This window comes from Mycobacterium kansasii ATCC 12478 (assembly GCF_000157895.3).
Lineage (GTDB): Bacteria > Actinomycetota > Actinomycetes > Mycobacteriales > Mycobacteriaceae > Mycobacterium > Mycobacterium kansasii.
This window is the reverse complement of record NC_022663.1, coordinates 4,102,886-4,127,747: the sequence shown is the minus strand read 5'-3', so window position 1 is coordinate 4,127,747 and position 24,862 is coordinate 4,102,886. Positions and strand designations below refer to the sequence as shown.

22 protein-coding genes and 1 pseudogene are annotated in these 24,862 nt (G+C 67.3%); 12 read left to right on the top strand and 11 right to left on the bottom strand.

Going from position 1 to position 24,862, the window contains the following annotated elements; translation table 11 throughout:
- The first annotated feature begins 13 nt into the window (after positions 1-13).
- Positions 14-1,510 carry a flavin-containing monooxygenase gene (locus tag MKAN_RS18025; RefSeq protein ID WP_023370626.1) on the top strand — a complete coding sequence of 499 codons (1,497 nt, stop codon included), beginning with the start codon at positions 14-16 and terminating at the stop codon, positions 1,508-1,510.
- A gap of 29 nt (positions 1,511-1,539) precedes the next feature.
- Here MKAN_RS18025 and MKAN_RS18020 read toward each other — a convergent pair whose 3' ends face one another.
- Positions 1,540-3,078, bottom strand: a complete 1,539-nt coding sequence (locus MKAN_RS18020) for a trypsin-like peptidase domain-containing protein (protein ID WP_023370624.1) — start codon at positions 3,076-3,078, stop codon at positions 1,540-1,542.
- A 168-nt stretch (positions 3,079-3,246) separates the two neighbouring features.
- Here MKAN_RS18020 and MKAN_RS18015 point away from each other — a divergent pair, with 168 nt between their 5' ends.
- The 3 genes from MKAN_RS18015 to MKAN_RS18005 all read left to right on the top strand — a co-directional run bounded on the left by MKAN_RS18015 (position 3,247) and on the right by MKAN_RS18005 (position 7,961).
- Positions 3,247-4,272: an NAD(P)H-dependent glycerol-3-phosphate dehydrogenase gene (locus MKAN_RS18015; RefSeq protein ID WP_023370622.1), complete on the top strand. Its 1,026-nt coding sequence runs from the start codon at positions 3,247-3,249 to the stop codon at positions 4,270-4,272.
- Between the two features lie 253 nt (positions 4,273-4,525).
- Positions 4,526-6,079 (top strand): SulP family inorganic anion transporter, encoded by a 1,554-nt coding sequence (locus MKAN_RS18010; RefSeq protein WP_023370620.1) that lies wholly within the window; start codon positions 4,526-4,528, stop codon positions 6,077-6,079.
- A gap of 379 nt (positions 6,080-6,458) precedes the next feature.
- Positions 6,459-7,961 carry a SulP family inorganic anion transporter gene (locus MKAN_RS18005; protein WP_036395272.1) on the top strand — a complete coding sequence of 501 codons (1,503 nt, stop codon included), beginning with the start codon at positions 6,459-6,461 and terminating at the stop codon, positions 7,959-7,961.
- On the opposite strand, the gene MKAN_RS29820 is transcribed toward MKAN_RS18005, so the two are convergent.
- The 3 genes from MKAN_RS29820 to grcC1 form a co-directional block, all read right to left on the bottom strand.
- Positions 7,894-8,202, bottom strand: coding sequence for a toxin-antitoxin system HicB family antitoxin (locus tag MKAN_RS29820; protein WP_225722790.1), 309 nt, complete (start codon positions 8,200-8,202; stop codon positions 7,894-7,896). The two genes, MKAN_RS18005 and MKAN_RS29820, sit on opposite strands and share 68 nt — an antisense overlap.
- Before the next feature lie 205 nt (positions 8,203-8,407).
- The gene (gene htpX, locus MKAN_RS18000; RefSeq protein WP_023370617.1) at positions 8,408-9,268 is read right to left on the bottom strand and encodes a zinc metalloprotease HtpX; all 861 of its coding nucleotides are present in this window, start codon (positions 9,266-9,268) and stop codon (positions 8,408-8,410) included.
- A 98-nt stretch (positions 9,269-9,366) separates the two neighbouring features.
- A complete protein-coding gene (gene grcC1 / locus MKAN_RS17995) occupies positions 9,367-10,374 on the bottom strand; it encodes a nonaprenyl/(2E,6E)-farnesyl/geranylgeranyl diphosphat synthase (protein ID WP_023370615.1) in 1,008 nt (335 codons plus the stop codon).
- On the opposite strand from grcC1, the gene menJ reads away from it, so the two are divergent.
- Positions 10,330-11,616: a menaquinone reductase gene (gene menJ, locus MKAN_RS17990; RefSeq protein ID WP_107685961.1), complete on the top strand. Its 1,287-nt coding sequence runs from the start codon at positions 10,330-10,332 to the stop codon at positions 11,614-11,616. The genes grcC1 and menJ overlap by 45 nt on opposite strands.
- 49 nt (positions 11,617-11,665) lie before the next feature.
- Complete coding sequence (locus tag MKAN_RS17985; RefSeq protein ID WP_023370611.1) at positions 11,666-12,013, top strand: DUF732 domain-containing protein; 348 nt, start codon at positions 11,666-11,668, stop codon at positions 12,011-12,013.
- On the opposite strand, the gene MKAN_RS17980 is transcribed toward MKAN_RS17985, so the two are convergent.
- From MKAN_RS17980 to MKAN_RS17950, 7 genes and pseudogenes are all read right to left on the bottom strand, one after another.
- Positions 12,010-12,708 carry a demethylmenaquinone methyltransferase gene (locus MKAN_RS17980; protein ID WP_023370609.1) on the bottom strand — a complete coding sequence of 233 codons (699 nt, stop codon included), beginning with the start codon at positions 12,706-12,708 and terminating at the stop codon, positions 12,010-12,012. The two genes, MKAN_RS17985 and MKAN_RS17980, sit on opposite strands and share 4 nt — an antisense overlap.
- Before the next feature lie 142 nt (positions 12,709-12,850).
- Positions 12,851-14,002, bottom strand: a complete 1,152-nt coding sequence (locus tag MKAN_RS17975) for a glycosyltransferase family 4 protein (RefSeq protein ID WP_023370607.1) — start codon at positions 14,000-14,002, stop codon at positions 12,851-12,853.
- A 62-nt stretch (positions 14,003-14,064) separates the two neighbouring features.
- On the bottom strand, positions 14,065-14,577 hold the full coding sequence (locus MKAN_RS17970; RefSeq protein WP_023370605.1) for a DUF3592 domain-containing protein: 513 nt from the start codon (positions 14,575-14,577) through the stop codon (positions 14,065-14,067).
- Complete coding sequence (menD, locus tag MKAN_RS17965) at positions 14,574-16,223, bottom strand: 2-succinyl-5-enolpyruvyl-6-hydroxy-3-cyclohexene-1-carboxylic-acid synthase (RefSeq protein WP_023370603.1); 1,650 nt, start codon at positions 16,221-16,223, stop codon at positions 14,574-14,576. The genes MKAN_RS17970 and menD overlap by 4 nt, the downstream gene beginning before the upstream one ends.
- A 34-nt stretch (positions 16,224-16,257) precedes the next feature.
- Positions 16,258-17,046 carry an alpha/beta fold hydrolase gene (locus tag MKAN_RS17960; RefSeq protein ID WP_023370601.1) on the bottom strand — a complete coding sequence of 263 codons (789 nt, stop codon included), beginning with the start codon at positions 17,044-17,046 and terminating at the stop codon, positions 16,258-16,260.
- Positions 17,043-18,013 (bottom strand): annotated as a pseudogene (locus tag MKAN_RS17955) (o-succinylbenzoate synthase). The gene MKAN_RS17960 and the pseudogene MKAN_RS17955 overlap by 4 nt, the downstream one beginning before the upstream one ends.
- Entirely contained in the window at positions 18,010-19,614 is a 1,605-nt protein-coding gene (locus MKAN_RS17950; RefSeq protein WP_023370597.1) for an amidohydrolase, read from the bottom strand. Before MKAN_RS17950 ends, MKAN_RS17955 begins: the two are co-directional and overlap by 4 nt.
- A gap of 77 nt (positions 19,615-19,691) precedes the next feature.
- Between MKAN_RS17950 and fadD8 the strand changes: the two genes are divergently transcribed.
- From fadD8 to MKAN_RS17920, 6 genes are all read left to right on the top strand, one after another.
- On the top strand, positions 19,692-21,302 hold the full coding sequence (gene fadD8 / locus MKAN_RS17945) for a fatty-acid--CoA ligase FadD8 (RefSeq protein ID WP_023370595.1): 1,611 nt from the start codon (positions 19,692-19,694) through the stop codon (positions 21,300-21,302).
- A 100-nt stretch (positions 21,303-21,402) separates the two neighbouring features.
- The gene (locus MKAN_RS17940; protein ID WP_023370593.1) at positions 21,403-21,858 is read left to right on the top strand and encodes a nitroreductase family deazaflavin-dependent oxidoreductase; all 456 of its coding nucleotides are present in this window, start codon (positions 21,403-21,405) and stop codon (positions 21,856-21,858) included.
- An 18-nt stretch (positions 21,859-21,876) separates the two neighbouring features.
- Positions 21,877-22,779 (top strand): 1,4-dihydroxy-2-naphthoyl-CoA synthase, encoded by a 903-nt coding sequence (locus MKAN_RS17935; protein ID WP_023370591.1) that lies wholly within the window; start codon positions 21,877-21,879, stop codon positions 22,777-22,779.
- Between the two features lie 24 nt (positions 22,780-22,803).
- Positions 22,804-23,691, top strand: coding sequence for an SDR family oxidoreductase (locus tag MKAN_RS17930; RefSeq protein WP_023370589.1), 888 nt, complete (start codon positions 22,804-22,806; stop codon positions 23,689-23,691).
- Between the two features lie 14 nt (positions 23,692-23,705).
- Positions 23,706-24,335: a maleylpyruvate isomerase family mycothiol-dependent enzyme gene (locus MKAN_RS17925; RefSeq protein WP_023370587.1), complete on the top strand. Its 630-nt coding sequence runs from the start codon at positions 23,706-23,708 to the stop codon at positions 24,333-24,335.
- Positions 24,336-24,359: 24 nt separating this feature from the next.
- Entirely contained in the window at positions 24,360-24,767 is a 408-nt protein-coding gene (locus MKAN_RS17920) for a VOC family protein (protein WP_023370585.1), read from the top strand.
- Positions 24,768-24,862: the final 95 nt, after the last annotated feature.

Genomic DNA, 24,862 nt, shown 5'->3' with positions numbered 1-24,862 from the left:
AGCGAGGTTTGGCATGACCGTGAGCCCTCACGAAGCCATCGACACGGCCTACTTCGACGTCGTCATCGTCGGCGCCGGGATCTCCGGCCTCGGCGCGGCCTACCGGCTGCTGCAACGCAACCCCGGACTCTCCTACACCATCCTGGAGCGGCGCGAGCGGATCGGCGGCACCTGGGACCTGTTCCGCTACCCGGGGGTGCGCTCCGACAGCAGCATCTTCACGCTGAGCTTTCCCTACGAGCCGTGGACCCGAAAGGAAGGCGTCGCCGACGGCGAACACATCCGCGAATACCTGACCACCACCGCCCACAAGTACGGCATCGACCGCCACATCCGGTTCAACAGTCACGTCTTGGCAGCGGACTGGGATTCGGCCACGGACACCTGGACACTCACCTTCGAGCAGGGCGGCGTCGCACAGCAATGCCGTAGCCGGTTCGTGTTCTTCGGCAGCGGCTACTACAACTACGACCAGGGCTACACCCCCGAGTTCCCCGGCATCGAACAGTTCGGCGGCACCGTGGTGCATCCGCAGCACTGGCCGGAAGACCTGGACTACGCCGGCAAGAAGGTGGTGGTGATCGGCAGCGGGGCCACCGCCGTCACGCTGATCCCGTCGATGGCCGAAAAGGCCGCCAAGGTGACCATGCTGCAGCGCTCGCCGACTTACCTCATCTCGGCGTCCAAGTACAGCAGGTTTGCCGCCGGTGCTCGTAAAGTGTTGCCCCGCAGGGCTTCCCATCTGGCCATCCGAATGTACAACGCACTGCTGGAGGCAGTGCTGTGGTTCCTGTCCCGCAAGACGCCGCGACTCATGAAGTGGCTGCTGCGGCGCACCGCGATCAAGAACCTGCCCGTCGGCTACGACGTCGACACCCACTTCAAGCCCAGCTACAACCCGTGGGACCAACGGCTGTGCCTGATTCCCGACGCCGACCTCTACACCGCCATCGCCGACGGCCACGCCGACGTCGTCACCGACCACATCGACCATTTCGACGCCACCGGCATCGCGCTCGAGTCCGGCGAACACCTCGATGCCGATATCGTCGTCACCGCCACCGGCTTGCAGTTGCAGGCACTCGGCGGCGTCAAGATCAGCTTGGACGGCGTCGAGATCAATCCCTGCGACCGCTTCGTCTACAAGGCGCACATGCTCGAAGACGTGCCCAACCTGTTCTGGTGTGTGGGCTATACGAATGCGTCCTGGACGTTGCGTGCCGACATGACGGCGCGGGCGACGGCAAAGTTGTTGGCGCACATGGCTGCTCACGGCTACACCCATGCCTACCCGCACCGCGGCGACGAGCCGTTGACCGAAAAGCCCTCCTGGGACATTCAGGCCGGCTATGTGCTGCGCTCGCTGCACGCGCTGCCCAGGTCAGGCACCAAACGGCCGTGGAATGTGCGGCAGAACTATTTCGCCGATGCCATCGACTACCGGTTCGACCGCATCGAGGAGGCGATGGTGTTCGGCCGCGTAACCGAGCGGGCGCCGGTAGCGGGCTGAAGGCCGGTTGCCGGCGGTCTGACGGCGGGCTATGCGGGCTGCGCCGATTCGCCGGCCGGGATCTTCTTGCCGCAGTTCGGACAGAACTTCTCGGCAGGGTGGTGCGCCGCTCCGCAGTTGGCACAGAAGTGCGGCTCACTCGACGGGGCGGGAACAAGACCCAGCGGCCGGACCGTGCCGGTTGCCCGCGGTGGCTGCGCATCCGCAGCAGCGGCTTCGGCAGCTTCGGCTTCGGCGGCTTCCGCGGCGGCTTCCGCGGCGGCTTCGGCTTCGGCTTCGGCTTCGGCTATGGCTTCGGCTTCGGCTTCGGTGCGACGCTGCCGACGGCTCTTCCGCACCATGAAGGTCACCCAGCCGCCCACCGTGAGTAGCAGCAAGACGCCGCTTACCGTGTACCACACCGGTTTTGAGCGAAGAAACACCGGCGCGTCACCGTACTGCTGACGTAGGTTGGCCGCGCTGGTCTTGAGATCGGCCACGCCCGGGTAGTCGGGTGACAGCGCCAGGGCCTGGTCGAAATCGTAGATCGCGTCGCTGTACTGGCCGGAGAAATAGTGGTTGAGCCCTTGGCGGTAGTACAGGTCGGCGGGCCCGAGCATCGGCTTGACACCCTTGCCGGCCAGTAGCGCCGCGAGACTGTCTGCGGGCGCGATGAAATTGAACGGCTGCGGTTCGCCGACGGGGCCGAAACTGTTCACGCCGATCACCTTGCCGTTGAGTTCGATGGTCGGCCCGCCGCTCATGCCCTCGGCGATCGGAGCATCGATCTCATACATCGGACTCGATTCGAGGGTGGACTTCTTGCTCACCTTGCCGCTCTTGTTCGTCGGGTCCAGCGATATACCGGTGACCCGCTGAGTCGTCTCCGGGAAACCCACGGCCAGAACCGGTGCGCCGATGCTGACGTCGGCGTCGGTGCCGAGCTCGGACGACGGCAGGTTGTGCTTTTGCACCTTGAGCAGCGCGACGTCGCCTTTGCCCATCGGCCGGAAGTCCACGACGGTGGCCGGGAGCTTCTCGGCGAGTTTCGTCCCGGTTCCGTATCCCAGCATCAGGCTTATCTCGGGCCCACGGTCGGGGGTCTGACCTTCGACCCGCGCGTTCTTGGTGAGCCAGTCCAGCGTCGCGCCTGGGTTGTGGCCCACCGGCGAGTCGGGAAAATGCGCCACGTATTCACTGGCCGCACGCTTGAGTATCAGCTGCTTGGCAGTCTCCGGATCGACGCAGTGACCTGCGGTCGCCACCCACCCGTCAGGATTGACGACAAATGCGGTGCAAGTCCACGTCGCCGTGAAGGGGATACCCGAACCTTCGCCGAACAGTGACAGCATCTGGCCGTCGGGCAGCCGGACCTGACCGTGGGCCTGGGCCGCAAGATATAAGACGGCCGGCCGGATCATCGCCGCCGCTCGCTGTTCCGGGTTAGCCTGCGGGCGCCCACCGTCGGCGGATGCGATCCCCGGCGACCCGGCCAGCAGCGCCAGCGCGGCCGCGACCAGCAGTACGAACGTCCGGACCCAACACGAGGGCAGACACCTCTCGCGCGACCGGCTCGCTCGTCGCGACATGATTCCTCCTCGATAGAACAGCTATCTTTCACCATCCCGGCGTGGTCACCCCGCCGGGTAGGGACCGAAGTCCCATGCTCGGAGGTCGTTGGTTTCGACTTCGTCTCGGGGCCGCCGCCGGCGATCAACCGCTGTCAAATGTCGGGCTACCGCAATAGGCTGTGCCCCATGGCAGCTGCGAAGCGCGAACCCAAAGTCGTTGTCCTCGGTGGCGGTTCCTGGGGGACCACGGTCGCGTCCATTTGTGCACGGCGGGTGCCGACGTTGCAGTGGGTGCGCTCGGAGGCCACCGCAAGCGACATCAACGACAACCACCGCAATAGCCGCTACCTCGGGAACGACGTCGTGCTCAGCGAGACCCTGCGCGCCACCACCGATTTCTCCGAGGCCGCCAACAGTGCAGATGTCGTCGTGATGGGAGTGCCCTCGCACGGCTTCCGGGGTGTGCTCACCGAGCTGAGCAAGGAACTGCGCCCCTGGGTGCCGGTGGTGTCCCTGGTCAAGGGGCTCGAGCAGGGCACCAACATGCGGATGTCGCAGATCATCGAAGAGATCCTGCCCGGTCATCCGGCGGGCATCCTCGCCGGTCCCAACATCGCCCGAGAAGTCGCCGAGGGCTATGCGGCCGCGGCGGTCCTGGCCATGCCCGATCAACATCTGGCCACCCAGCTGGCAGCATTTTTCCGGACCCGCCGCTTCCGGGTGTACACCACCGATGACGTCATCGGCGTCGAAATGGCCGGGGCGCTCAAGAATGTGTTTGCCATCTCCGCCGGCATGGGCTACTCGCTGGGCATCGGCGAGAACACTCGGGCGCTGGTGATCGCCCGCTCGTTGCGCGAAATGACCAAGCTCGGCGTCGCGATGGGAGGCAACACCGAGACCTTCCCCGGATTGGCCGGTCTGGGCGATCTGATCGTCACCTGCACCAGCCAGCGCAGCCGCAACCGCCACGTGGGCGAGCAACTGGGCGCGGGCAAACCCATCGACGAGATCATCGCATCGATGAACCAGGTGGCCGAGGGCGTCAAGGCGGCCAGCGTGGTCATGGAATTTGCCAACGAATACGGGCTGAACATGCCCATCGCTCGCGAAGTCGACGCGGTCATCAACCACGGCTCCACCGTCGAACAGGCCTATCACGGCCTGATGCTGGACGAGCCCGGACACGAGGTACACGGCTCAGGGTTCTAGCGTCGCTTGCACGGCCTTGTGCCTAGTCAGCGCCCATTCCGCTTGAAATCTGCGTTCGGTATGCGCGCTGCGCGCCAACTTGACCCCTGTTTAGCTGCCCGAATACTGTCAAGGGCAGTGGCGGGCGCCTGCAGAATGCCTTCACCCGAATGTATTCGCCGGTGTGCCAACGACTTACGAGTAGGTGACCAAGGTAGTGTGGGGCCGCACTGTCGGACCGTCCCCCCGCAACGCCCAGACGAGGGAATGACCGATGCAGCCCACCGAACCACACCACAGCCAGGCCCCGGACAAGGGCCCGCCAGTGTCGCGTACTGACCGACTGCGATCGATCATCCGGCACGACCTGCCGTCGTCGCTGGTGGTCTTTCTGATCGCATTGCCGCTGTCGGTGGGGATCGCGATCGCTTCGGACGCACCGGTGCTCTCGGGCCTGATCTCGGCAGTCGTCGGAGGAATCGTCCTCGGATTCATCGGCGGGTCGCCGTTGTCGGTGAGCGGTCCGGCGAACGGGTTGATGGTCGTCACCGCCGGTCTGGTCGCCCAGTTCGGTTGGCGGGCGACGTGTCTGATCACCGTGGCCGCCGGTGTCCTGCAGCTCATCTTGGGGCTCAGCCGGATTGCCCGAGCGGTACTGGCGATCTCGCCGGTCGTCGTGCACGCGATGCTGGCCGGCATCGGAATCACGATCGCACTTCAACAAACACACGTCCTGCTGGGCGGGGAGTCGCACAGCACATCGTGGGAAAACGTCGTTCAGCTGCCGGGACAAATCATCGGCGCGCACAAGCCCGGAATGTTTCTGGGCGTCTTGGTGATCGCCATCATGGTCGCCTGGCGCTGGGCCCCGGCCAAATTGGCACCCATTCCAGGTCCGCTGGTCGCCATCGTGACGGCAACCATTATCTCCGTGGTGTTTCCGTTCGACTTGGCCCGGATCACACTCACCGGGTCGCCGCTGAATGCATTCCAGCTACCGGCCCTTCCCGAGGGTAAGTGGGGAGCCTTCGCGGTCAGCGTGCTCACTGTTGCCTTCATCGCCACCGTCGAGAGCCTGCTGGCATCGGTGTCGATCGACAGGATGCACCCCGGGGCGCCCACCAACTTCAACCGCGAGTTGACCGGACAGGGCGTCGCAAACATCACCTCCGGGATGATCGGCGGCCTCCCGATCGCCGCCGCCATCGTCCGTAGCTCCGCGAATGTGCAAGCGGGCGCCAAGAGCCGCGCCTCGACGATCATGCACAGCGTCTGGATCCTCGTCTTCACGCTGTTTTTTGCCGGGTTGATCCAGCAGATCCCCACCGCCGCGCTTGCCGGCCTGCTCGTTTTCGTCGGGATCAGGCTGCTGCAGCCCGCCCATATCGAAACCGCCATGCGAAACGGGGACCTGGCCGTCTACCTGGTGACCGTCGTCGGTGTCGTATTCCTCAATCTCATGCAGGGCGTGTTGATCGGACTCGTCCTGGCCATCGCCCTGACCGCATGGCGGGTCATGTGGTTCAGGATCCACGCCCACCCCGCAGGTGACGAATGGCACGTGGCCGTTGAAGGGTCGGCGACCTTCCTCTCCCTGCCCCGGCTGACCCAGGTGCTGGCGTCCATTCCCGCGGGCAAGACGGTCAACGTCACCATGTCGGTCATCTACCTCGATCACGCCGCGCACCAGGCGATTGCCGACTGGCAGCGACGGCATCAGGCCACGGGAGGGGTGGTGCACATCCACGGCGGGGTCCATACGGGCCACCGCGCCCGCCGGGCGATGGACGACCTCATCGACGCCGAAGGACCCGAAACGGCGGCATAGCGAGCGGCTTTAGCGAAGCCCGGGTTATCGCCGGGTTGCGCAAGGCTAATGCATTCGGGTTTGGGAGCGTCGGCGCGCGGCGAAAAATTTGCGTTCGCTATGCAGCTAGCGCGTCTGGTTGACCCTGGCTTCGCCCGCAAAATACCGTCGAACTCCGTAACCACTGGGCGCCTGCCTCGAACATTGGAGTTTGCGTAGATTTAACTGCTTGTGCGCCAACCATTTACGACTACGTCACGTAATTCGGGGCGGGATCATCGGAACGTCCCCCACGGAAACGAGGGAGCAACCGATGCAGCACACACGATATCGCGGCAAGCCTAGCCTTGACCGCAGCGATCAGGTTGACCCAGGTAGCCAAGGCACCCTGTCGCGCCAGATGGCGCAGTTACGAACCGATCGACTTCGATCGGTCATCCGCCACGACCTGCCGTCTTCGCTTGTCGTCTTCCTGGTTGCGCTGCCGTTGTCGTTGGGCATCGCCATCGCATCCGATGCGCCGGTACTCGCAGGTCTGATTGCCGCGATTGTCGGCGGAATCGTCGGCGGAGCTATCGGCGGATCACCGCTGCAGGTCAGTGGGCCCGCCGCCGGGCTGACCGTGGTGGTCGCCGATCTTATCGCCCAATTCGGTTGGGGATTAACCTGTTTCATCACCGCGATCGCCGGACTCATGCAAGTCCTGTTGGGGCTCAGCCGTGTTGCCCGGGCCGCCCTTGCTATCTCGCCCGTGGTCGTGCATGCGATGCTGGCCGGCATCGGGATCACCATCGCGCTTCAACAAACGCACGTGCTGCTCGGCGGCGAGTCCCATAGTTCGGCCTGGGACAACGTCGTTGAGCTGCCTGCGCAGATTCTCGGCGCGCACAAGCCCGGAGTGATACTGGGCCTACTGGTGATCGCCATCATGGTCGCCTGGCGGTGGGCCCCGGCAAAGGCAGCCGCCGTTCCCGGTCCGTTGGTCGCCATCGTGGCCGTCACCGTCGTCTCGGTAGTGTTTCCGTTTCACGTGTCGCGGATCGCGCTCGAGGGCTCACTGCTGGATGCACTGCAACTTCCGGCAATTCCACACGGAAACTGGGGTGCCGTCGCGATCGGCGTCATCACGGTCACACTTATCACCAGCGTCCAAAGTCTGCTGACAGCGGTCGCGACGGACAGGATGCACAGTGGCCCGCGCTCCGAACTGGACCGCGAGTTGATCGGGCAGGGCGCCTCGAACATGGTGTCGGGAGTGATCGGCGGTCTTCCCATCGCCGGCGTCATCGTCCGCACGTCCGCAAATATCAAGGCGGGCGCCAAGACTCGTGCGTCGACGGTTTTGCACGGATTCTGGGTGATGCTGTTCGCGCTTCCGTTCGCAGGTCTCATCGAACTGATTCCCAGTGCCGCGCTCGCCGGGCTACTGATCGTCATCGGAATTCAGCTACTGCAGCCCGCGCACATCGAAACCGCGGTCAAAACCGGCGATTTCGCCATCTACCTGGTGACCATCGTCGCCGTCGTATTCCTCAATCTCCTGCATGGGGTGATGATCGGGCTTGTTCTGGCCATCGCGATGACCGGATGGCGGGTGATACGGGCCAAGATAGATGCTCACCCGATTGGCGACGAATGGCGTGTGGTAGTCGAGGGTACCTGCACCTTCCTGGCGCTGCCCCGACTGACACAGGTGCTGGCTGCTATCCCGGAACGCACCACAGTCACGCTTCATATCGCGGCGAACTACCTCGATCACGCTGCGCACCAAGCGATTACAGACTGGCAGCGTCAGCACCACGCCACCGGCGGAGAAGTGCACGTCCATGGTGGCCTCACGAGGGGCCATTCGTCGCGAAAAGCACCGCTAATCGAAGGGGAAACGTCCGAAGGTGCCGCCTGATTGACGATCTGCCGGCTTCTGAACTTATCCATTGATTCATCGAAACACGTTGTTCGGCAGCCTCAATGGCGAGGCGGGCACGGAGCGCGGGTGAGGTCCTGACCACCGGGGTTCCGCTAGAAGTGCGTTGATCGACGGCGTCCTCGATAGCGGCGATCGCTTCCTGCCGTGCGTCGCCCGCCCCGTCAGGTATGGCATTTCGATGCGGGTGCCTATGTGTTCGTCGTATTCGGGGCCCCATTACCGGACACGGCGGGTATATCGGTACCTGCCGGATTGGTAACAGATGCGCTCGCGGTCCGGCATTCACCCGGGGCCGCTCCGCGCTCCCCAAAGGAATAGGCTTCCGCGAATGTGATAGCGCAGTCGCTGGCGAATTCGGGGCTCTCCAAGGAGATAGGACTCCGTCAGTTCTGATAGCGCAAGCGCTATCACGATGAGAACCCTTATCCCCGCGCCATCGCCTCCAAGCGGCGGATGCGGTCCTCGATCGGCGGGTGCGTCGAGAACAGCGACCCGATCCGCTCGCCTGCCCGGAACGGATTGGCGATCATCAGGTGCGCCTGGCTGGCCAGTTGGGGCTCCGGCGGCAACGGAGCCATCTGCACCCCGCCGGAGATCTTGCGCAACGCCGAGGCCAATGCCAGCGGGTCGCCGGTCAGGACGGCACCCGATTCGTCGGCCTGGTATTCGCGGGACCGCGACACCGCCAACCGCACCACCGTCGCGGCGATCGGGCCCAGCAACGCAACCAGAATCAACGCAAAAGGATTGCTGTTTTCCCGGTTGCCGCCGAACATGCCCATCCACATCGCCATGTTGGCCAGGGCGGTGATCACGCCGGCCAGCGCGCCGGCCACGCACGAGATGAGGATGTCGCGGTTGTAGACATGCGACAGCTCATGGCCCAGTACGGCGCGCAACTCCCGCTCGTTGAGGATCTGCAGGATGCCGGTGGTGCAGCACACCGCGGCGTTGCGCGGGTTGCGGCCGGTGGCGAACGCGTTGGGCGCCGCGGTGTCGCTGATGTATAGCCGCGGCATCGGCTGGTGGGCGGCGGTGGCCAGCTCGCGCACGATCCGGTACATCACCGGCGCCTGCAGCTCGGAGACCGGCTGCGCATGCATGGCCCGCAACGCCAGCTTGTCGCTGTTGAAGTAGACGTAGACGTTCATCCCGACGGCGAACAGGACCGCCAGCCACATTGCCGTCGTGCCGAACAGCCGGCCGACGAACACGATCATCGCTGACATAACGACCAACAGCAGGAAGGTCTTCAGCCTGTTGGCATGCGGATGCCAGGTCATCAGTGTGTGTCCTCCTACGAACACCTCGGCTTGCCGATTTACTGCTGACTCAACGCCCGGAAGGGTCCTTGAAGTTCCGAGACGGCCGACAAACCCCGCTAGCCGTGCCGGCTGACGGTGTAGTCGACCAGCGCCGCCAGCGCCCTCCGGCCGGCAACATCGGGCAGCAGGTCCAGCTCGTCGCGCGCCTGCGCGGCGTATTTCGCCAGCACGTCTTTGGCCTTGGCCATCCCCGGCGACGCGCGCAACAGCGCCAGCGCCTCGAGCACCGCGTCGTCGTCGTGGATGGGTCCGGCCAGCAGCGCACGCAGCCGCGCGCCGTCGGGCCCGGTGTCGCGCAGCGCGTAGAGCATCGGCAGCGTGCGCACGCCTTCGCGCAGGTCGGTGCCGGGCACCTTTCCGGACTCGTCGGATTCGCTGTCGATGTCGATGATGTCGTCGGCGATCTGGAACGCGGTGCCGACGATGCCGCCCAGGCGGCTCAGCCGCTCGACCTGATCACCGTCGGCGCCGGAGAACATGGCGCCGAACCGGCCCGCGGCCCCGATCAGGCTGCCGGTCTTCTCGTGGACCACTGTCAGGTATTGCTCGATCAGGTCCGCGCCTTCCGGGGCGCCGCGAGTCTCGCGCATCTGACCGGTCACCAGGGCAGCGAAGGTGTCTGCGACGATCCGCACCGCTGCCGGTCCCAACCGGGACACCAGCCGCGACGCCGTCGCCAGCAGGTAGTCGCCGGCCAGAATGGCGACGTTGTTGCCCCACCGCGCGTTGGCGCTGGGGGCGCCGCGGCGGACCTCGGCCTCGTCCATCACGTCGTCGTGGTAGAGCGTCGCCAGGTGGATCAGCTCGACGACCGCGCCGGCGATGATCACTTCCTCAGCCTCCGGGTCCGGCCCGACCTGAGCCGACAGCACGGTGAACAGCGGCCGGAACCGCTTACCCCCGGCCTTGAACAGGTGCAGCAGCGAGTCGATCATCACCACGTCGGCGCTGCGCAACTCGGTGTCCATGAGCTGCTCGATCCGCGCGACACCGGCACGCACACCCGTGGCGAACCGGGCATCCCCGAAGTCGACGCCTGCCACCACGGTCGCCGGAGTTTTCATTCGACCAACATACTGGTGAGCATGAAGACCGGAGCCGACCTGGTAGTCGTGGGCGCCGGACCCGCCGGGTCGGCGGCGGCCGCCTGGGCTGCCCGCGGCGGCCGCGACGTCCTCGTCATCGACTCGGCCGGTTTCCCGCGCGACAAAGCCTGCGGCGACGGCCTGACGCCGCGAGCGATCGCCGAACTGGAACGGCTGGGGCTCGGCCGGTGGCTGGCCGGCCGCATCCGCCACCACGGCCTGCGGATGAGCGGATTCGGCGGCGAGGTGGAAATCGCCTGGCCCGGACCGTCCTTCCCGGCGCACAGCAGCGCCGTGGCACGCACGGAGCTCGACGAGCGCATCCGCAAGGTCGCCGAGGAATGCGGGGCCCGCATGCTTCTGGGGTCGAAAGTCGTTGCTGCGCATCATGACTCGTCTCGAAAGGTGATATCGGTCAGCTTGGCCGACGGTACCGAGGTGGGCTGTGGGCAGTTGGTCGTCGCCGACGGCGCGCGGTCTTCGCTGGGCCGCAAGCTGGGCCGCCGATGGCATCAGGAGACGGTCTACGGCATCGCCGCCCGCGGCTATTTGACCACCGAGCGCGCGGACGATCCATGGCTCACGTCGCATCTGGAACTGCGCTCCCCCGACGGCGCCGTGTTGCCCGGCTACGGCTGGATTTTCCCGCTGGGCAACGGCGAGGTGAACATCGGCGTGGGAGCGCTGTCGACCACCAAACGACCGGCCGAGCTGGCGCTGCGGCCGCTGATGTCGTACTACACCGACCTGCACCGCGACGAGTGGGGCTTTCCTGGCGAGCCGCGGGCGGTGGCGTCGGCGCTGCTGCCGATGGGCGGCGCGGTTTCGGGAGTGGCCGGGCCGAATTGGATGTTGATCGGCGACGCCGCTGCGTGCGTCAACCCGCTCAACGGCGAAGGCATCGACTACGGGCTCGAGACCGGGCGGCTGGCCGCCGAAGCGCTGGACGCACCCGACCTGTCCCGGCTGTGGCCGTCGCTGCTGCACGACCACTACGCCCGGGGATTCTCGGTGGCACGCAGGCTGGCGTTGTTGCTGACCTTCCAGCGGTTCCTGCCCACCACCGGTCCCGTCGCGATGCGCTCCACCAGGCTGATGACGATCGCCGTGCGGGTGATGGCCAACCTGGTCACCGACGACGACGCCGACTGGGTGGCGCGGGTGTGGCGCGGCGCCGGGCGGGCGTCGCGGCTGATCGATCGCCGGCCGCCGTTCAGTTGAGCCCTGCTGCGCCTCTTGCGAAGTGCGGCAGAGGTGTATAGTCCGGCTAATGAAGGGAACGAGGCTGGCTCTTATCGCCTCCACGGCCGCGCTGGCGGCGGCTGCCATCGCACTGGCCGCACCCGCACAGGCCGACGACTACGACTACACGTTCAAGCAAACCGTCAACGGTTTCGGCGTTTACGGCCCGCAGGACCAGCTCGCGTGGCTGGCCAAGATCAGCTGCGAGCGGCTGGAACGAGGCGTCGACCACACTGCCTACAACTCCGCGACTTTCCTGCAGCGCAACCTGGCGCGCGGGACCACCCAGGGGCAGGCGTTCCAATTCCTGGGTGCCGCGATCGACCACTACTGCCCCGAGCAGGTCGGCGTTCTGCAACGGGCCGGCACCAGCTAATCGGCTTCGCCGGGCTTGTACCCGGCATGCAGCGCCACGATTCCGCCGGTCAGGTTGCGCCACCGCACTGCCGACCACCCGGCCCGCGAAATGTGGCCCGCCAGGCTCGCCTGGTCAGGCCATGCCCTGATCGACTCCGCGAGGTACACGTAGGCGTCGGGGTTGCTGGACACCGCCCGCGCCACCCGCGGCAACGCCCGCATCAGGTATTCCTTGTACACCGTGGCGAACAATGCGCTTGTGGGCGTGGCGAATTCGCACACCACCAGCTGGCCCCCGGGCCGGGTGACGCGGGCCATCTCGCGCAGCGCGGCCGGGAAGTCGGCCACATTGCGTAGCCCGAAACTGATGGTGACCGCGTCGAATACCCCGTCGGCGAACGGCAGCCGGGTAGCGTCGCCGGCGACCTTGGGCACCTTGCGGGCCCCGCCGGCGGCCAGCATCCCGACCGAGAAGTCTGCCGCCACACACCATGCGCCGGACTTCGCCAACTCCACCGTGGAAACCGCCGTGCCCGCGGCCAGGTCCAGCACCGTGTCGCCGGGACCGATCCGCAACGCCGACCGGGTGGCTCGCCGCCAGTACCGGTCCCGGCCCACCGACAGCACGGTGTTGGTCAGGTCGTAACGGCGGGCGACACCATCGAACATCGACGCGACGTCCCGAGGGTTCTTGTCCAGGGCGGCGCGACTCACCAGGCAGACGCTACCCGCCTCGGCCGGCCCGCGAAGTGCCGGCGCCGTTCGTCCGGCAGCACCGCCAGCGCGGGCCCGTCAAGCGCGTATCAACCGGGCAGGCCGTCGTCGACCCGCGACCATTCGAAACCGGAAACGTGCCTTAGGCACGGCGCCTTCGCCGCACCGAATCGCGCGCCCGCGCGGACGGCGACAGCACCGCCGCGTAGTGGCCCAGCAGCTCGTCGCAGATTGCCGGCCAGCTGCGGCCCAGCACACTGCGCCGCGCCGCCGGTGCGTAGCGGTTGCGTTCGGACACCAGGTGCGCGACCGCAGCCGGCAACCGGGTCTCGAACTCGGCGACCGGCAGCAGTAATCCGGTGCGGTAGGGGACAACCAGGTCGCGGGGGCCGCCGGCGTCGGGGGCGATAACCGGCAGCCCCGACGCCAGCGCTTCCTGCACGACCTGGCAGAACGTCTCGTGTTCGCCGGGATGCACGAAGACGTCCATGCTGGCATATGCCCTCGCGAGCTCGTCCCCGTGCAGAGCGCCGGTGAAAAGTGCTGTGGGCATTGCCGATTCGAGTTTGCGACGGTCGACTCCGGCGCCGACGATGACCAGCCGCACCGCACCGGAGGCGCTCAGCGACGCGAGCCGCTCGACATGCTTCTCCGGGGCCAGACGGCCGACGAAGCCGACAATCGGTCTGCCGTCCGGTGACCAGTGCCGCCGCAAGGCTTCGTCGCGGGCGGACGGCACGAACCGGAGCAGGTCGACTCCGCGAGCCCACCGATGGACTCGCGGAATGTCCTGGACGGCAAGGTCTTCCATGGTTGCCGTAGATGGCGCCAGGGTGCGGTCGGCAAGGCTGTGCAGGTGGCGAAACCAGGCCCACGCGGCCCGCGACGCCAGCGGAATGCCGTAGCTGGACGCGAAGCCCGGTACGTCGGTCTGGTACACCGCGACCGTGGGCACGCCCAGACGGCGGGCCGCACGCAGCCCGCCGTAGCCCAGCAGCGCCGGTGACGCCAGATGCACCACGTCGGGGTCGAAGCCGCGCAGCACCCGAAGGATCCGTGGGGTCGGCACACCCAGTGGCAGCGTGGTCACCTTGGGGAACATTCGCGCCGGCACCCGGTGGACCCGGACACCGTCGTGCAACCGGTCGGCGCGTGGCTCACCGGGCGGGTTGTCCGGGGCGATGACGAGGGCCTCGTGACCGGTGCGGCGAAGGTGTTCGAGTATGCGGAGCACCGAGTTGCTGACACCGTTGACGTTGGGCAGGAACGACTCGGCGACGATCGCAACGCGCACCCGGCCACGGTGTCAGGACTTACTGTCGGCAAGGTTGCCGACAGGCATACGCGGCGCGAAAACTAGCCGGAGGGTGCGCGGTTCAGGTGTTTATCCAGCCGCCGATCCAGCAATGCCAGACCGATCAGCGCGCCCGTCGCGGCCAGCCAGGCTACCACCGCGATGGATCCGGCCGGGATGATCGCCAGCCCGGCGTTGCGGTGCTGCACCCGGACCAGATTGGGATCCTTCTTGTTGTACTCGACGTAGATCCGCATGCCGGTGGCCAGCTCGGACGGATACAGCACGCCGAGTTCGGGGCGATAGGTGATCCGCTCGGGTGTGACGAACTCGATGGTGGAACGGCGCGGCCCGGCGCTGAGTACCTCGGCCTGCGCGACGCCCATGTTGCGTTCGATGGCCAGGTCGTTACGCCAGGCGCCGGCCACCAGCAGCACCGACTGCAAAGTGACCAACGCGGTGACGATCAGGACGGTGATGCGGACCCACCGCACCACCCGGCGCGGCCAGGTGTCCGGCAGTTCTTCGCTGGTGCCGTGGATCAGGATGCGCAGCAATATTTTTGGCGAAATCACAGGGCCGCCCTGATGGCGGCGTGCAATTGCCGCAGCGACGACCGGTCGGCCTTGACCTCGAGCACCCGCAGGCCCGGGTTGGGTTCGTCCAGCGCGGCCTGCAGCTGCTGGACCTCGATCTGGCGGCTCTCCACGTGGTAGGCGCGACACAGCGCGCCCACGTCGACGTCGTGTGGGGTGCCGAAGATGCGCGACGACACGTCGGAGAACCGCGGGTCGCCCTGCTCGAGCAGTTCGAAGATGCCGCCGCCGTTGTCGTTCGACACCACGATCGTCAGCCGCTGCGGCGCCGGTTCGGTGGGGCCGATCAACAGCCCGGAGCTGTCGTGGACGAACGTCAGGTCTCCGATCAGCGCGATGGTCCGTCCCTGGTGCGCGGTCTCGTGAGCCCGCTCATAAGCTAAAGCCGCGCCGATGGCCGTGGAGACGGTGCCGTCGATTCCGGCGACGCCGCGGTTGGACCGGACCTGGATGCCCCGGGTGCTCAGCCCGACCAGAGCCGCGTCGCGCACCGGGTTGGACGCCCCGAGAACCAGCTGGTCACCGGCCCGCAGTGTGGCGGCCACCGCCGCGGCGACGTGCAGACCGGTGGTCAGCGGGTGGGCAGCCAGCTGCTCGCGCACCGCGGCGAGCGCGTGGCGATTCAGGTCCGCACAGCGGCGCAGCCACTTCGGGTTGGGGGTTCCGGTGACCACCGCCCGCGTGCCGGTGGCTTGCGAGTTGCCCGACACGTCCGGCCAGCGCGGCCCGGTCGTCAGCGCATAGACCGGCACTTCCGGATTGGCCAACAGCGCCGAGACCGGGCGATGCAGTGTCGGGCGTCCCAGCATGATCACCTGCTGGGGACGCAGCAGCGGCAGGGTGAGCGGATGTAACGGGTTGGGTGCATACGGCGCGGTAGGTTCGGCGACGGTAGGCAACTCCGCCAGATTGGGGTGAGCCCCGGCACCGTGCCCGGCGATGACGACGGTATCTGCCGACACGTCGATGTCCAGCGGCTGATCGAAGGTGACCGGCGGCGTGTAAGTCCACGGTTTGCCGTCCGGTCGCCCCGGCGGCACGACGCCACCATGGGGCTCCGGGTCCGGCACCAGCGGCTCGCGCAACGGGATGTCGAAATGCACCGGTCCGGCGTTGGCGCTACGAGACCCCTTGGCGGCCACCAATACTCGGCAGGTCGCCGATCGCCAGGTCGCGTTGAGTGCGGGCAGGCGCTCCGGGGCATCCTCGGCCAGACCCAGACTGATGGTGGCGCGAACCTGGGTGCCGAAGTAGCCCAACTGCTCCATGGTCTGATTGGCCCCGGTGCCCAGCATCTCGTAGGGCCGGTTCGCCGAGAGGACGATCAGCGGCACCCGGGCATAGTTGGCCTCCACCACAGCCGGGCCGAGGTTGGCGACGGCGGTACCCGACGTCATCGCCACACAGACCGGCGCGCCCGCAGCGACCGCCAGCCCGATCGCCAGATAGCCCGCGGTGCGTTCGTCGATGCGCACGTGCAGCCGAACCCGGCCGGTCCGGTCGGCGTCCTGCAACGCGAACGCCAGCGGCGCATTTCGTGACCCGGGACAGAGCACCACGTCGCGGACGCCGCCGCGTATCAGCTCGTCGACGACGACACGGGCCTGGGTCGTCGAGGGGTTCACCAGTACAGGGTGTCACAACCCGCGGTCAAGGCGTTCAGGCCTTGACGCTGGCGAAGAACCTCAGCACCGCGGCGTTGACGGGCTCCGGCCGCTCGAAGAAGCCGAGGTGGCCGGCGTCGGGTATCTGCAGGTAGCGGCCATTGGGCAGGGCGTCGGCGACCTCTCGTCCCAGATGGGGCGGGGTCACGATGTCGTCGGCGAAGCCGATCACCAGCACCGGCGCGGCAATATTGCGGTAGGCGGGCAGCCGGTTGGTCTGCGGCGAGCAGTCCAATTGACACCGAAGTCCCGGTGTCTGCTTGACCGGCCACATGGAGAACATCGCGATCCAATCGGCCACGGCCGTGTCGTCGTTGAGCGTCTTGCGCGAAAAGCTTTCCAGCAGGCGAGCTCTCGCATCGTAGGCGGGCGGCAACTGGGTACCGCAGTCATACAGCTCGGCCTCGGCGGTGCGGAAGAACTGGCGGGCGCGGTCCAGCCGGCCGCGGGTGGCCATCAATACCGCGGCGCTGACCAGTTCGGGCCGCACCACCATCAGCTCTTGGGCGATATAAGCGCCCATGGACACCCCGACGATGCGCACCGGGGCGATACCCAGGGATTCGATCAGCGCCGCGGTGTCGTTGACCATGGTCTGCGTGGTGAAGCCCTCGGCGTTTTCGGTGGCGCCGACCCCGCGATTGTCAAACGTGATGCAGCGGTATCCAGCGGCCAGGAACGCCGGGACTTGGTGAGGATGCCAGGTGCGTCCGGCACCGCCGCGACCGGCGATAAAAAGGACCGGCTCACCGGTCCCTTTGTCGTCGTAAGCCAGGTTGATCACCCGAACGACGGTACAGCAGCGGGTAGCAGGCCCTGATCCGATCGATCCACCATTGCCGCCGGTCAGGCGACGCGGCCAGGGCTTGCAGCCGCGCCGGGTCGGGCGTGACCGGCCCGACAGCCAAAGTGCCCTCGACGGGCATGACCGGATCGGTGACGTCCTCGACGAACAGCCTCCCGGTGCCCAGCCCGCACGCGTGCCGGAGCTCGGGCAGGGCCGCGGCGGCGGTGAGGCCCTGACCGATGCCGACCGCCGAATCCAGCGCGCTGGAGATCACCACCGGGATGTCGAGCTGCGCGGCGATGTCCAGCAATGCCGAAACCCCGCCCAGCGGAGCGACTTTGAGCACCGCGATGTCGGCGGCCCCGGCGCCGGCGACGGCCAGCGGGTCGTCGGCCTTGCGGATGGATTCGTCGGCGGCGATCGGCACGTCGATCCGCCGGCGCAGCTCGGCGAGTTCGGTGACGGTGGCGCAGGGCTGCTCGAGGTACTCCAGCGGCCCGTCGGCGGTGAGTGCGGCAGCCGCCTCGGCGGCCTCGGTGACGCTCCAGCCGCCGTTGGCGTCCACCCGCACCGTCGGGACCAGTTGTCGCACCGCGTTGACCCGCGCGACGTCGTCGGCCAGGCTCTGTCCGGGCTCGGCGACCTTCACCTTGGCGGTGCGGGCGCCGGGAAACCGGGCCAGCACCTGCGGCACCTCGGCGGCGGCAACGGCCGGCACGGTGGCGTTGATGGGGATGCGGTCGCGGCGCGGCGGCGGCGGCTCGCGGTAGGCGCCCTCGACGGCCGAAGCCAGCCAGGCGGCGGCTTCCCGCGGCTGATATTCCGGGAACGGCCCGAATTCGCCCCACCCGGCCGGGCCGTCGATCAACGCAACCTCACGGGTGGTGATGCCGCGGAAGCGCACCCGCATGGGCAGCGCCACGACGTGTACGCGGTCCAGCACATCCGCCAGCGCGGGCGTCACTGCCGATAGACCTGCCGGCCCGCCAGGAACGTCGCCCGGACCTCGAGGTCGGCGATCTCCTCGGGCGGAACCCTCCGCGGATCCGCCGACAGCACCACCATGTCCGCGTACTTGCCGACCTCCAGCGAGCCCACGACGTCGTCGGCGAACATTTGCCAGGCGGGATCGAGGGTCTGCGCGCGAATCGCCTGCTCCACCGTCAAACACTCCTCGGGGCCCAGCACCCGACCGCTGGGCGCCACTCTTGTCACAGCCACGCTGATGTTGCGCAGCGGCTCTTCCGGGGTCACCGGCGGATCGTTGTGCAACGAGATCCGCATGCCGGTGGCCACCGCGGACCCGGCCGGCATCCAGCGGGATCCGCGTTCCGGCCCGAACAGGCCGTCGACGACGACGTCACCCCAGTAGTGGATCTGGTCGACGAAGATGCTGCAGGTGACGCCGAGTTCGGCCGCCCGCTGCAGTTGGTCGGGCCGGATGGCGCCGACGTGCTCGAGCCGCAGCCGGTGATCGTCGCGCGGGTGCGCGCGCAGCACATCTTCGTAGACGTCGAGGATGGTGTCGACACCGGCGTCGCCCTGTACGTGGCAGGCCATCTGCCAGCCCTTGGGGAAATAGGCGTGCACGATCTCGGTGAGCTGTTCGCGGGTGTAGTTGGCGCAGCCGCACGAGCCCGGTGTCACCCCGATCGTCCGGGTGGCGGCGGTATCCAAGTAGGGGAAGGACAGGTCGATGTTGCCGACATACGGCGAGCCGTCCACCCATATCTTGATTCCCACCTGACGCAGGATGTCGTCGCCCTGGCCGGGCGTGGCGTCGGTGGACATCCGCGCACTGGACATCTCGTAGGTGCGTAACCGCACCGTCAGGTCGTCGCGGAGCTGCTCGACCAGTGGCCCGTAGGCCGGATCGAAGGCCATTTCCGAGCACATGGTCAGCCCCGCACGATTGAGCCGGGCACATTCGGCCCGCAGCATCGCCGGGTAGTCATCGGGCTTGATCGCATCGCCCAGCAGGGAGAACACCGCCCCGATTTCCACGGCGGTGCCGTCGAGCTCTCCGCCGGCGTCGCGGCCGTAGCTCGAGCCCTTGGGATCGGGAGTGTCGCGGGTCAGGCCGTTGATCCGGGCCGCGTGCGAGTTGAAGAAGGCCTTGTGGCCGGAGTTGTGGATGATCACCAACGGACCCTCGGGCGCCGTCTCGTCGAGCCAGGCCAGCGTGGGTTCCGGAAGACCTGTCTGCAGCAGCGGGTCCCAGCCGTTGAAGTAGGCGCCCTCGGCTCCCCGTCGGGTGACCTCGCCGCGGATCGCGTCGACGACGGCGTCGGCCCTGCCGATGGTGACCGGACGGATGTCGACGAACCGGTCCGACAGCGCAACCGCCTCCATCAGCGGATGGCCGTGGGCCTCGACGAACCCCGGCATGACACAGCCCGAACCCAGATCGATGGTCCGGGTGTCGGGGCCGATGAGCTCGTTGACGTCGGACCGGTTCCCGACGGCGACGATCCGGCCGTCGGTGACAGCGAGCGCTTCGGCGGTGGGCCGCGCCTCGTCGACGGTGAGCACGGTTCCGGTGATGACGAGATCTGCATGGGCCATGAGCGGCGATCCTAGTGATAGGCGGGGCCGGCGAGGGTGCGGTCACCCCGAATTGCAACACGTTCTAGTCTGGCCACATGAGTGACGATTCGTTGCGCAACCCGGTCCATAACGGCCATCTGCTGGTCGGCGCGCTGAAGCGCCACAAGAGCAAGCCGGTGCTGTTTCTCGGCGACACCACGCTCACCGGTGGCCAACTGGCCGATCGGATCAGCCAGTACATCCAGGCGTTCGAGGCGCTGGGCGCCGGTACCGGCGTCGCGGTCGGCCTGCTGTCGCTCAACCGTCCGGAAGTGCTGATGATCATCGGCGCCGGGCAGACCCGCGGCTACCGGCGCACCGCGCTGCACCCGCTGGGATCGCTGGACGACCACGCCTATGTGCTGTCCGACGCCGGGATCAGCTCACTGATCATCGACCCCAACCCGATGTTCGTCGAGCGCGCGCTGGGGCTGCTGGAAAAGGTGGAGTCGCTGAAGCAGATTCTGACCATCGGGCCGGTGCCGGATGCGCTAAAGGATCTCAACGGGAAAGTGGTTGATCTGTCCGCCCAGGCCGCCCGCTACGAGCCGCAGCCGTTGGTGCCCGCCGACCTGCCGCCGGACCAGGTCATCGGGCTGACCTACACCGGGGGCACCACCGGAAAGCCCAAGGGCGTGATGGGCACCGCCCAGTCGATTTCCACCATGACGTCGATCCAACTCGCCGAGTGGGAATGGCCGGAAAACCCGCGGTTCTTGATGTGTACGCCGTTGTCACATGCCGGCGCAGCGTTTTTCACGCCGACGGTGATCAAGGGTGGCGAAATGGTGGTGCTGGCCAAGTTCGACCCCGCCGAAGTTTTGAAAGTCATTGAGGAACAACGTATTACAGCTACAATGCTGGTGCCGTCGATGCTGTATGCGCTGCTGGACCACCCGGATTCGCACACCCGGGACCTGTCGTCGCTGCAGACGGTGTATTACGGCGCCTCGGCGATCAACCCGGTGCGGCTGGCCGAGGCGATCGCGCGGTTCGGCCCGATCTTCGCCCAGTACTACGGCCAATCCGAGGCGCCGATGGCGATCACCTACCTGGCCAAGGGCGATCACGACGAGAAGCGGCTGACGTCGTGCGGGCGCCCGACGCTGTTCGCGCGGGTGGCGCTGCTGGGCGAGGACGGCCAGCCGGTGCCGCAGGGCGAACCGGGCGAAATCTGCGTCAGCGGACCGCTATTGGCCGGTGGCTACTGGAACCTGCCGGAGGCCACGGCCGAGACGTTTCGGGACGGCTGGCTGCACACCGGCGACATGGCCCGCGAAGACGAAGACGGGTTCTATTACATCGTCGACCGGGTCAAGGACATGATCGTCACCGGCGGATTCAACGTGTTCCCCCGCGAGGTCGAAGACGTGGTCGCCGAACACTCGGCCGTCGCACAGGTATGTGTGGTCGGGACGCCCGACGAGAAGTGGGGCGAGGCCGTCACCGCGGTGGTGGTGCTGCGGGCCGACGCGCCCCGCGACGAGGCGGCCGTCGAGGCGATGACCGCCGAAATCCAGACCGCGGTCAAAGAACGCAAGGGCTCGGTGCAGTCGCCCAAGCGGGTGGTGGTTGTCGACTCGCTGCCGTTGACCGGGCTGGGCAAGCCGGACAAGAAGGCGGTGCGGGCGCGGTTCTGGGAGGGCGCCGGCCGCGCCGTCGGGTGATGCGGGCTGCTGCGGCGCCGAGCGTGACGCTGCAGGCACGTTCGCGGCCGGGCGTGACTGTGGCGTCACGCTCGGGGCTGCGGTGACTACTGTGGCAGCCATGACTGACGGTGACCGCGTCCGCCCGCCGTGGTGGCTGAAGGCGACCAACAAGGTCATGATGATCGTGTCGCGACTGGGAGTGGCTTACGGCAAGGAAGGCCCGGCCGTGTTGACGGTGCCCGGCCGCAAATCCGGCATTCCGCGATCTACCCCGGTCACGCCGATGACCGTCGCCGGCAAGTGCTATGTCGTGGCCGGCTTCCCGGGTGCCGACTGGGTCGAAAACGTCCGTGCCGCAGGTGAAGTCACCTTGGCCCGGGGCCGCAGGTCCGAACGCCTGCGGCTGGTGGAGCTGCCGCCCGATCAGGCCCGTCCGATCCTGCGCGCCTTTCCGGCCCAGGTGCCCACCGGCGTGCGGGTGATGAAGCGATGCGGCCTGATCGCCATGGGCAGCCCCGACGAACTCGAGGCAATGGCCGGGCGCTTCGTCGTCTTCCGGTTCGAGCCCGCGTGAGAACGGAGTCCACAAGACTTGAGCGACAACCCCTTTGACCCTAACGTGTGGCGGCCGGTCGGCGGATTCGACGACCTGACCGACATCACCTACCACCGCCACGTCAGCGACGCCACGGTCCGGGTGGCGTTCAACCGGCCCGAGGTGCGCAACGCCTTCCGGCCGCACACCGTCGACGAGCTCTACCGGGCGCTGGACCACGCGCGAATGTCGCCCGACGTGGGCGTGGTCCTGTTGACCGGCAACGGCCCCTCCCCCAAAGACGGCGGCTGGGCATTCTGCTCCGGCGGTGACCAACGCATCCGCGGGCGTAGCGGTTACCAGTACGCCTCCGGTGAGACCGCGGACACCGTTGACGTAGCCCGCGCCGGCCGATTGCACATCCTCGAGGTGCAACGGCTGATCCGGTTCATGCCCAAGGTGGTGATCTGCCTGGTCAACGGCTGGGCCGCCGGCGGCGGGCACAGCCTGCACGTCGTGTGCGACCTGACCCTGGCCAGCCGCGAACACGCCCGATTCAAACAAACCGACGCCGACGTGGGCAGCTTCGACGGCGGCTACGGCAGCGCGTATCTGGCCCGTCAGGTCGGCCAGAAATTCGCCCGCGAGATCTTCTTCCTGGGCCGGCCGTACACCGCCGAGCAGATGCACCGCATGGGCGCGGTCAACGAGGTGGTGGATCACGCCGGGCTGGAGACGGCCGGTCTGCAGTGGGCAGCGGAGATCAACGCGAAATCGCCTCAGGCGCAACGGATGCTGAAGTTCGCGTTCAATCTGCTCGACGACGGTCTGGTGGGTCAGCAGTTGTTCGCCGGTGAGGCCACCCGGTTGGCGTACATGACCGACGAGGCCGTCGAGGGCCGCGACGCGTTCCTGCAGAAGCGCCCGCCGGACTGGAGCCGGTTCCCGCGGTATTTCTAGGGGCGCCGCCTAGACTGCCCACCTGTGAGCAAGAGTCCGCTGCGCCGGTTGGCCGAACAGATCTCGCTGGCCACCATGCGGCCACCGGTGTCGCCGCAACTGCTGGTCAACCGGCCCGCGATCAGGCCGGTCAACCTCGACGGCAAGCGGATTCTGATCACCGGCGCCTCCTCGGGCATCGGCGAAGCCGCCGCCGAGCTGTTCGGCCGGCACGGTGCCACCGTGGCCGTCGTCGCCCGCCGCAAGGACCTGCTGGACGCCGTCGCGGACCGGATCACGACGTCCGGCGGGACGGCGATGTCGATGCCTTGTGACATCTCGGACCTGGACGCCGTCGACGCCCTGGTGGCCGACGTGCAACGGCGCATCGGCGGCGTCGACATCCTGATCAACAACGCCGGCCGGTCCATCCGGCGCCCGCTGGACGAATCGCTGCAACGCTGGCACGACATCGAGCGGACCATCGCGCTGAACTACTACGCCCCGCTGCGGCTGATCCGCGGACTGGCGCCGGGGATGCGCGAGCGCGGCGACGGCCACATCATCAACGTCGCGACGTGGGGCGTCTTATCGGAAGCGGCGCCGCTGTTCTCGGTGTACAACGCGTCTAAGGCGGCGCTGTCGGCAGTGAGCCGAACCATCGAAACCGAGTGGGGACGCGACGGGGTGCATTCCACGACGCTCTACTACCCGTTGGTGTCGACTCCGATGATCGCACCGACGAAGGCCTACGAGGGAATGCCGGCGTTGACGCCGCGGGAAGCGGCCGAATGGATGGTGACCGCCGCGCGCACCAGGCCGGTGCGGATCGCGCCGCGGATCGCCCTGGCGGCCAAGGCGCTCAACACCATCGGGCCCCGCTGGGTCAATGCCCTTATGCAGCAACGCAACGAACATCTCAACGGCGATTGACTCGGGAGTGTGCCATGGCCGACATCTGGACCACCATCGCGACCGAGCGCGGCGCACTGGCCGACGCCCTGGCCACCCTGACGCCGTCCCAGTGGGACACCCCGTCGCTGTGCACCGGATGGACGGTGCGCGACGTCGTCGCGCACCTGTCGGCAACAGCGTCCCTGAACCCGGCCACGTTCTTCCTGGCGCTGGCCAGAGCCGGGTTCAACTTCGACAAATTCGCCGACGGTCAGATCGCCAAGCGCCGCGGCCCCGACGCGGCCGCAACCCTTGAGGAGTTCCGCCGCTTGCAGCATTCCACCTCCGCCCCGCCCGGGCCGAAGACGTCCTGGCTTGGCGAGATCGTCGTGCACGGCGAGGACATCCGCCGTCCGCTGGGCATCTCGCACGCCTATCCGCCGGACGCGGTTGCGCAGGTGATCGACTTCTACAAGGGCTCCAACATGCTCATCGGCTCCAAGAGCCGCATATCCGGGCTGGCGCTGCGGGCCACCGACCACGACTGGCACCACGGCCAGGGCGACAGGGTCGAGGGCCCGCTGCTGTCGCTGCTGCTCGCCACGACGGGCCGGGTGGCCGGCTGCGACGACCTCACCGGCCCCGGCGTGCCGACCCTGCGGAGCCGATGCGCCCCCAACTGACGACGACGTGATAGACACGACACCATGGAAATCCTGGCCAGCCGGATGCTGCTGCGGCCGGCCGACTATCAGAAGTCGCTGAGCTTCTACCGCGACCAGCTAGGGCTGGCCATAGCCCGCGAATACCCTTCGGGCACAGTGCTTTTCGCTGGACAGTCACTGCTCGAGCTGGCCGGCTACGGCGAGCCCGACCACTCCCGCGGCCCGTTTCCCGGGGCGCTGTGGCTGCAGGTGCGCGACCTGGACGCGGCGCGGGCCGAGCTGGCCGGCCGGGGGGTGCCGATCACCCGGGAGCCGCGGCGCGAACCGTGGGGCCTCTACGAGATGCACGTGACCGACCCGGACGGCATCACCTTGATCTTCGTCGAGGTTCCCCCTAGCCACCCGCTGCGCAAAGACACCCGAGGTGAACGCGACGGAACTGCGGGTTAACGGCCAAGTAATATCTGGCGACGAGTCGCAGTACACCCGCGTTTCGGGTACTCAGTTATTCGACAGCGGATCAGCCCAACCACCAGAATCAGGTG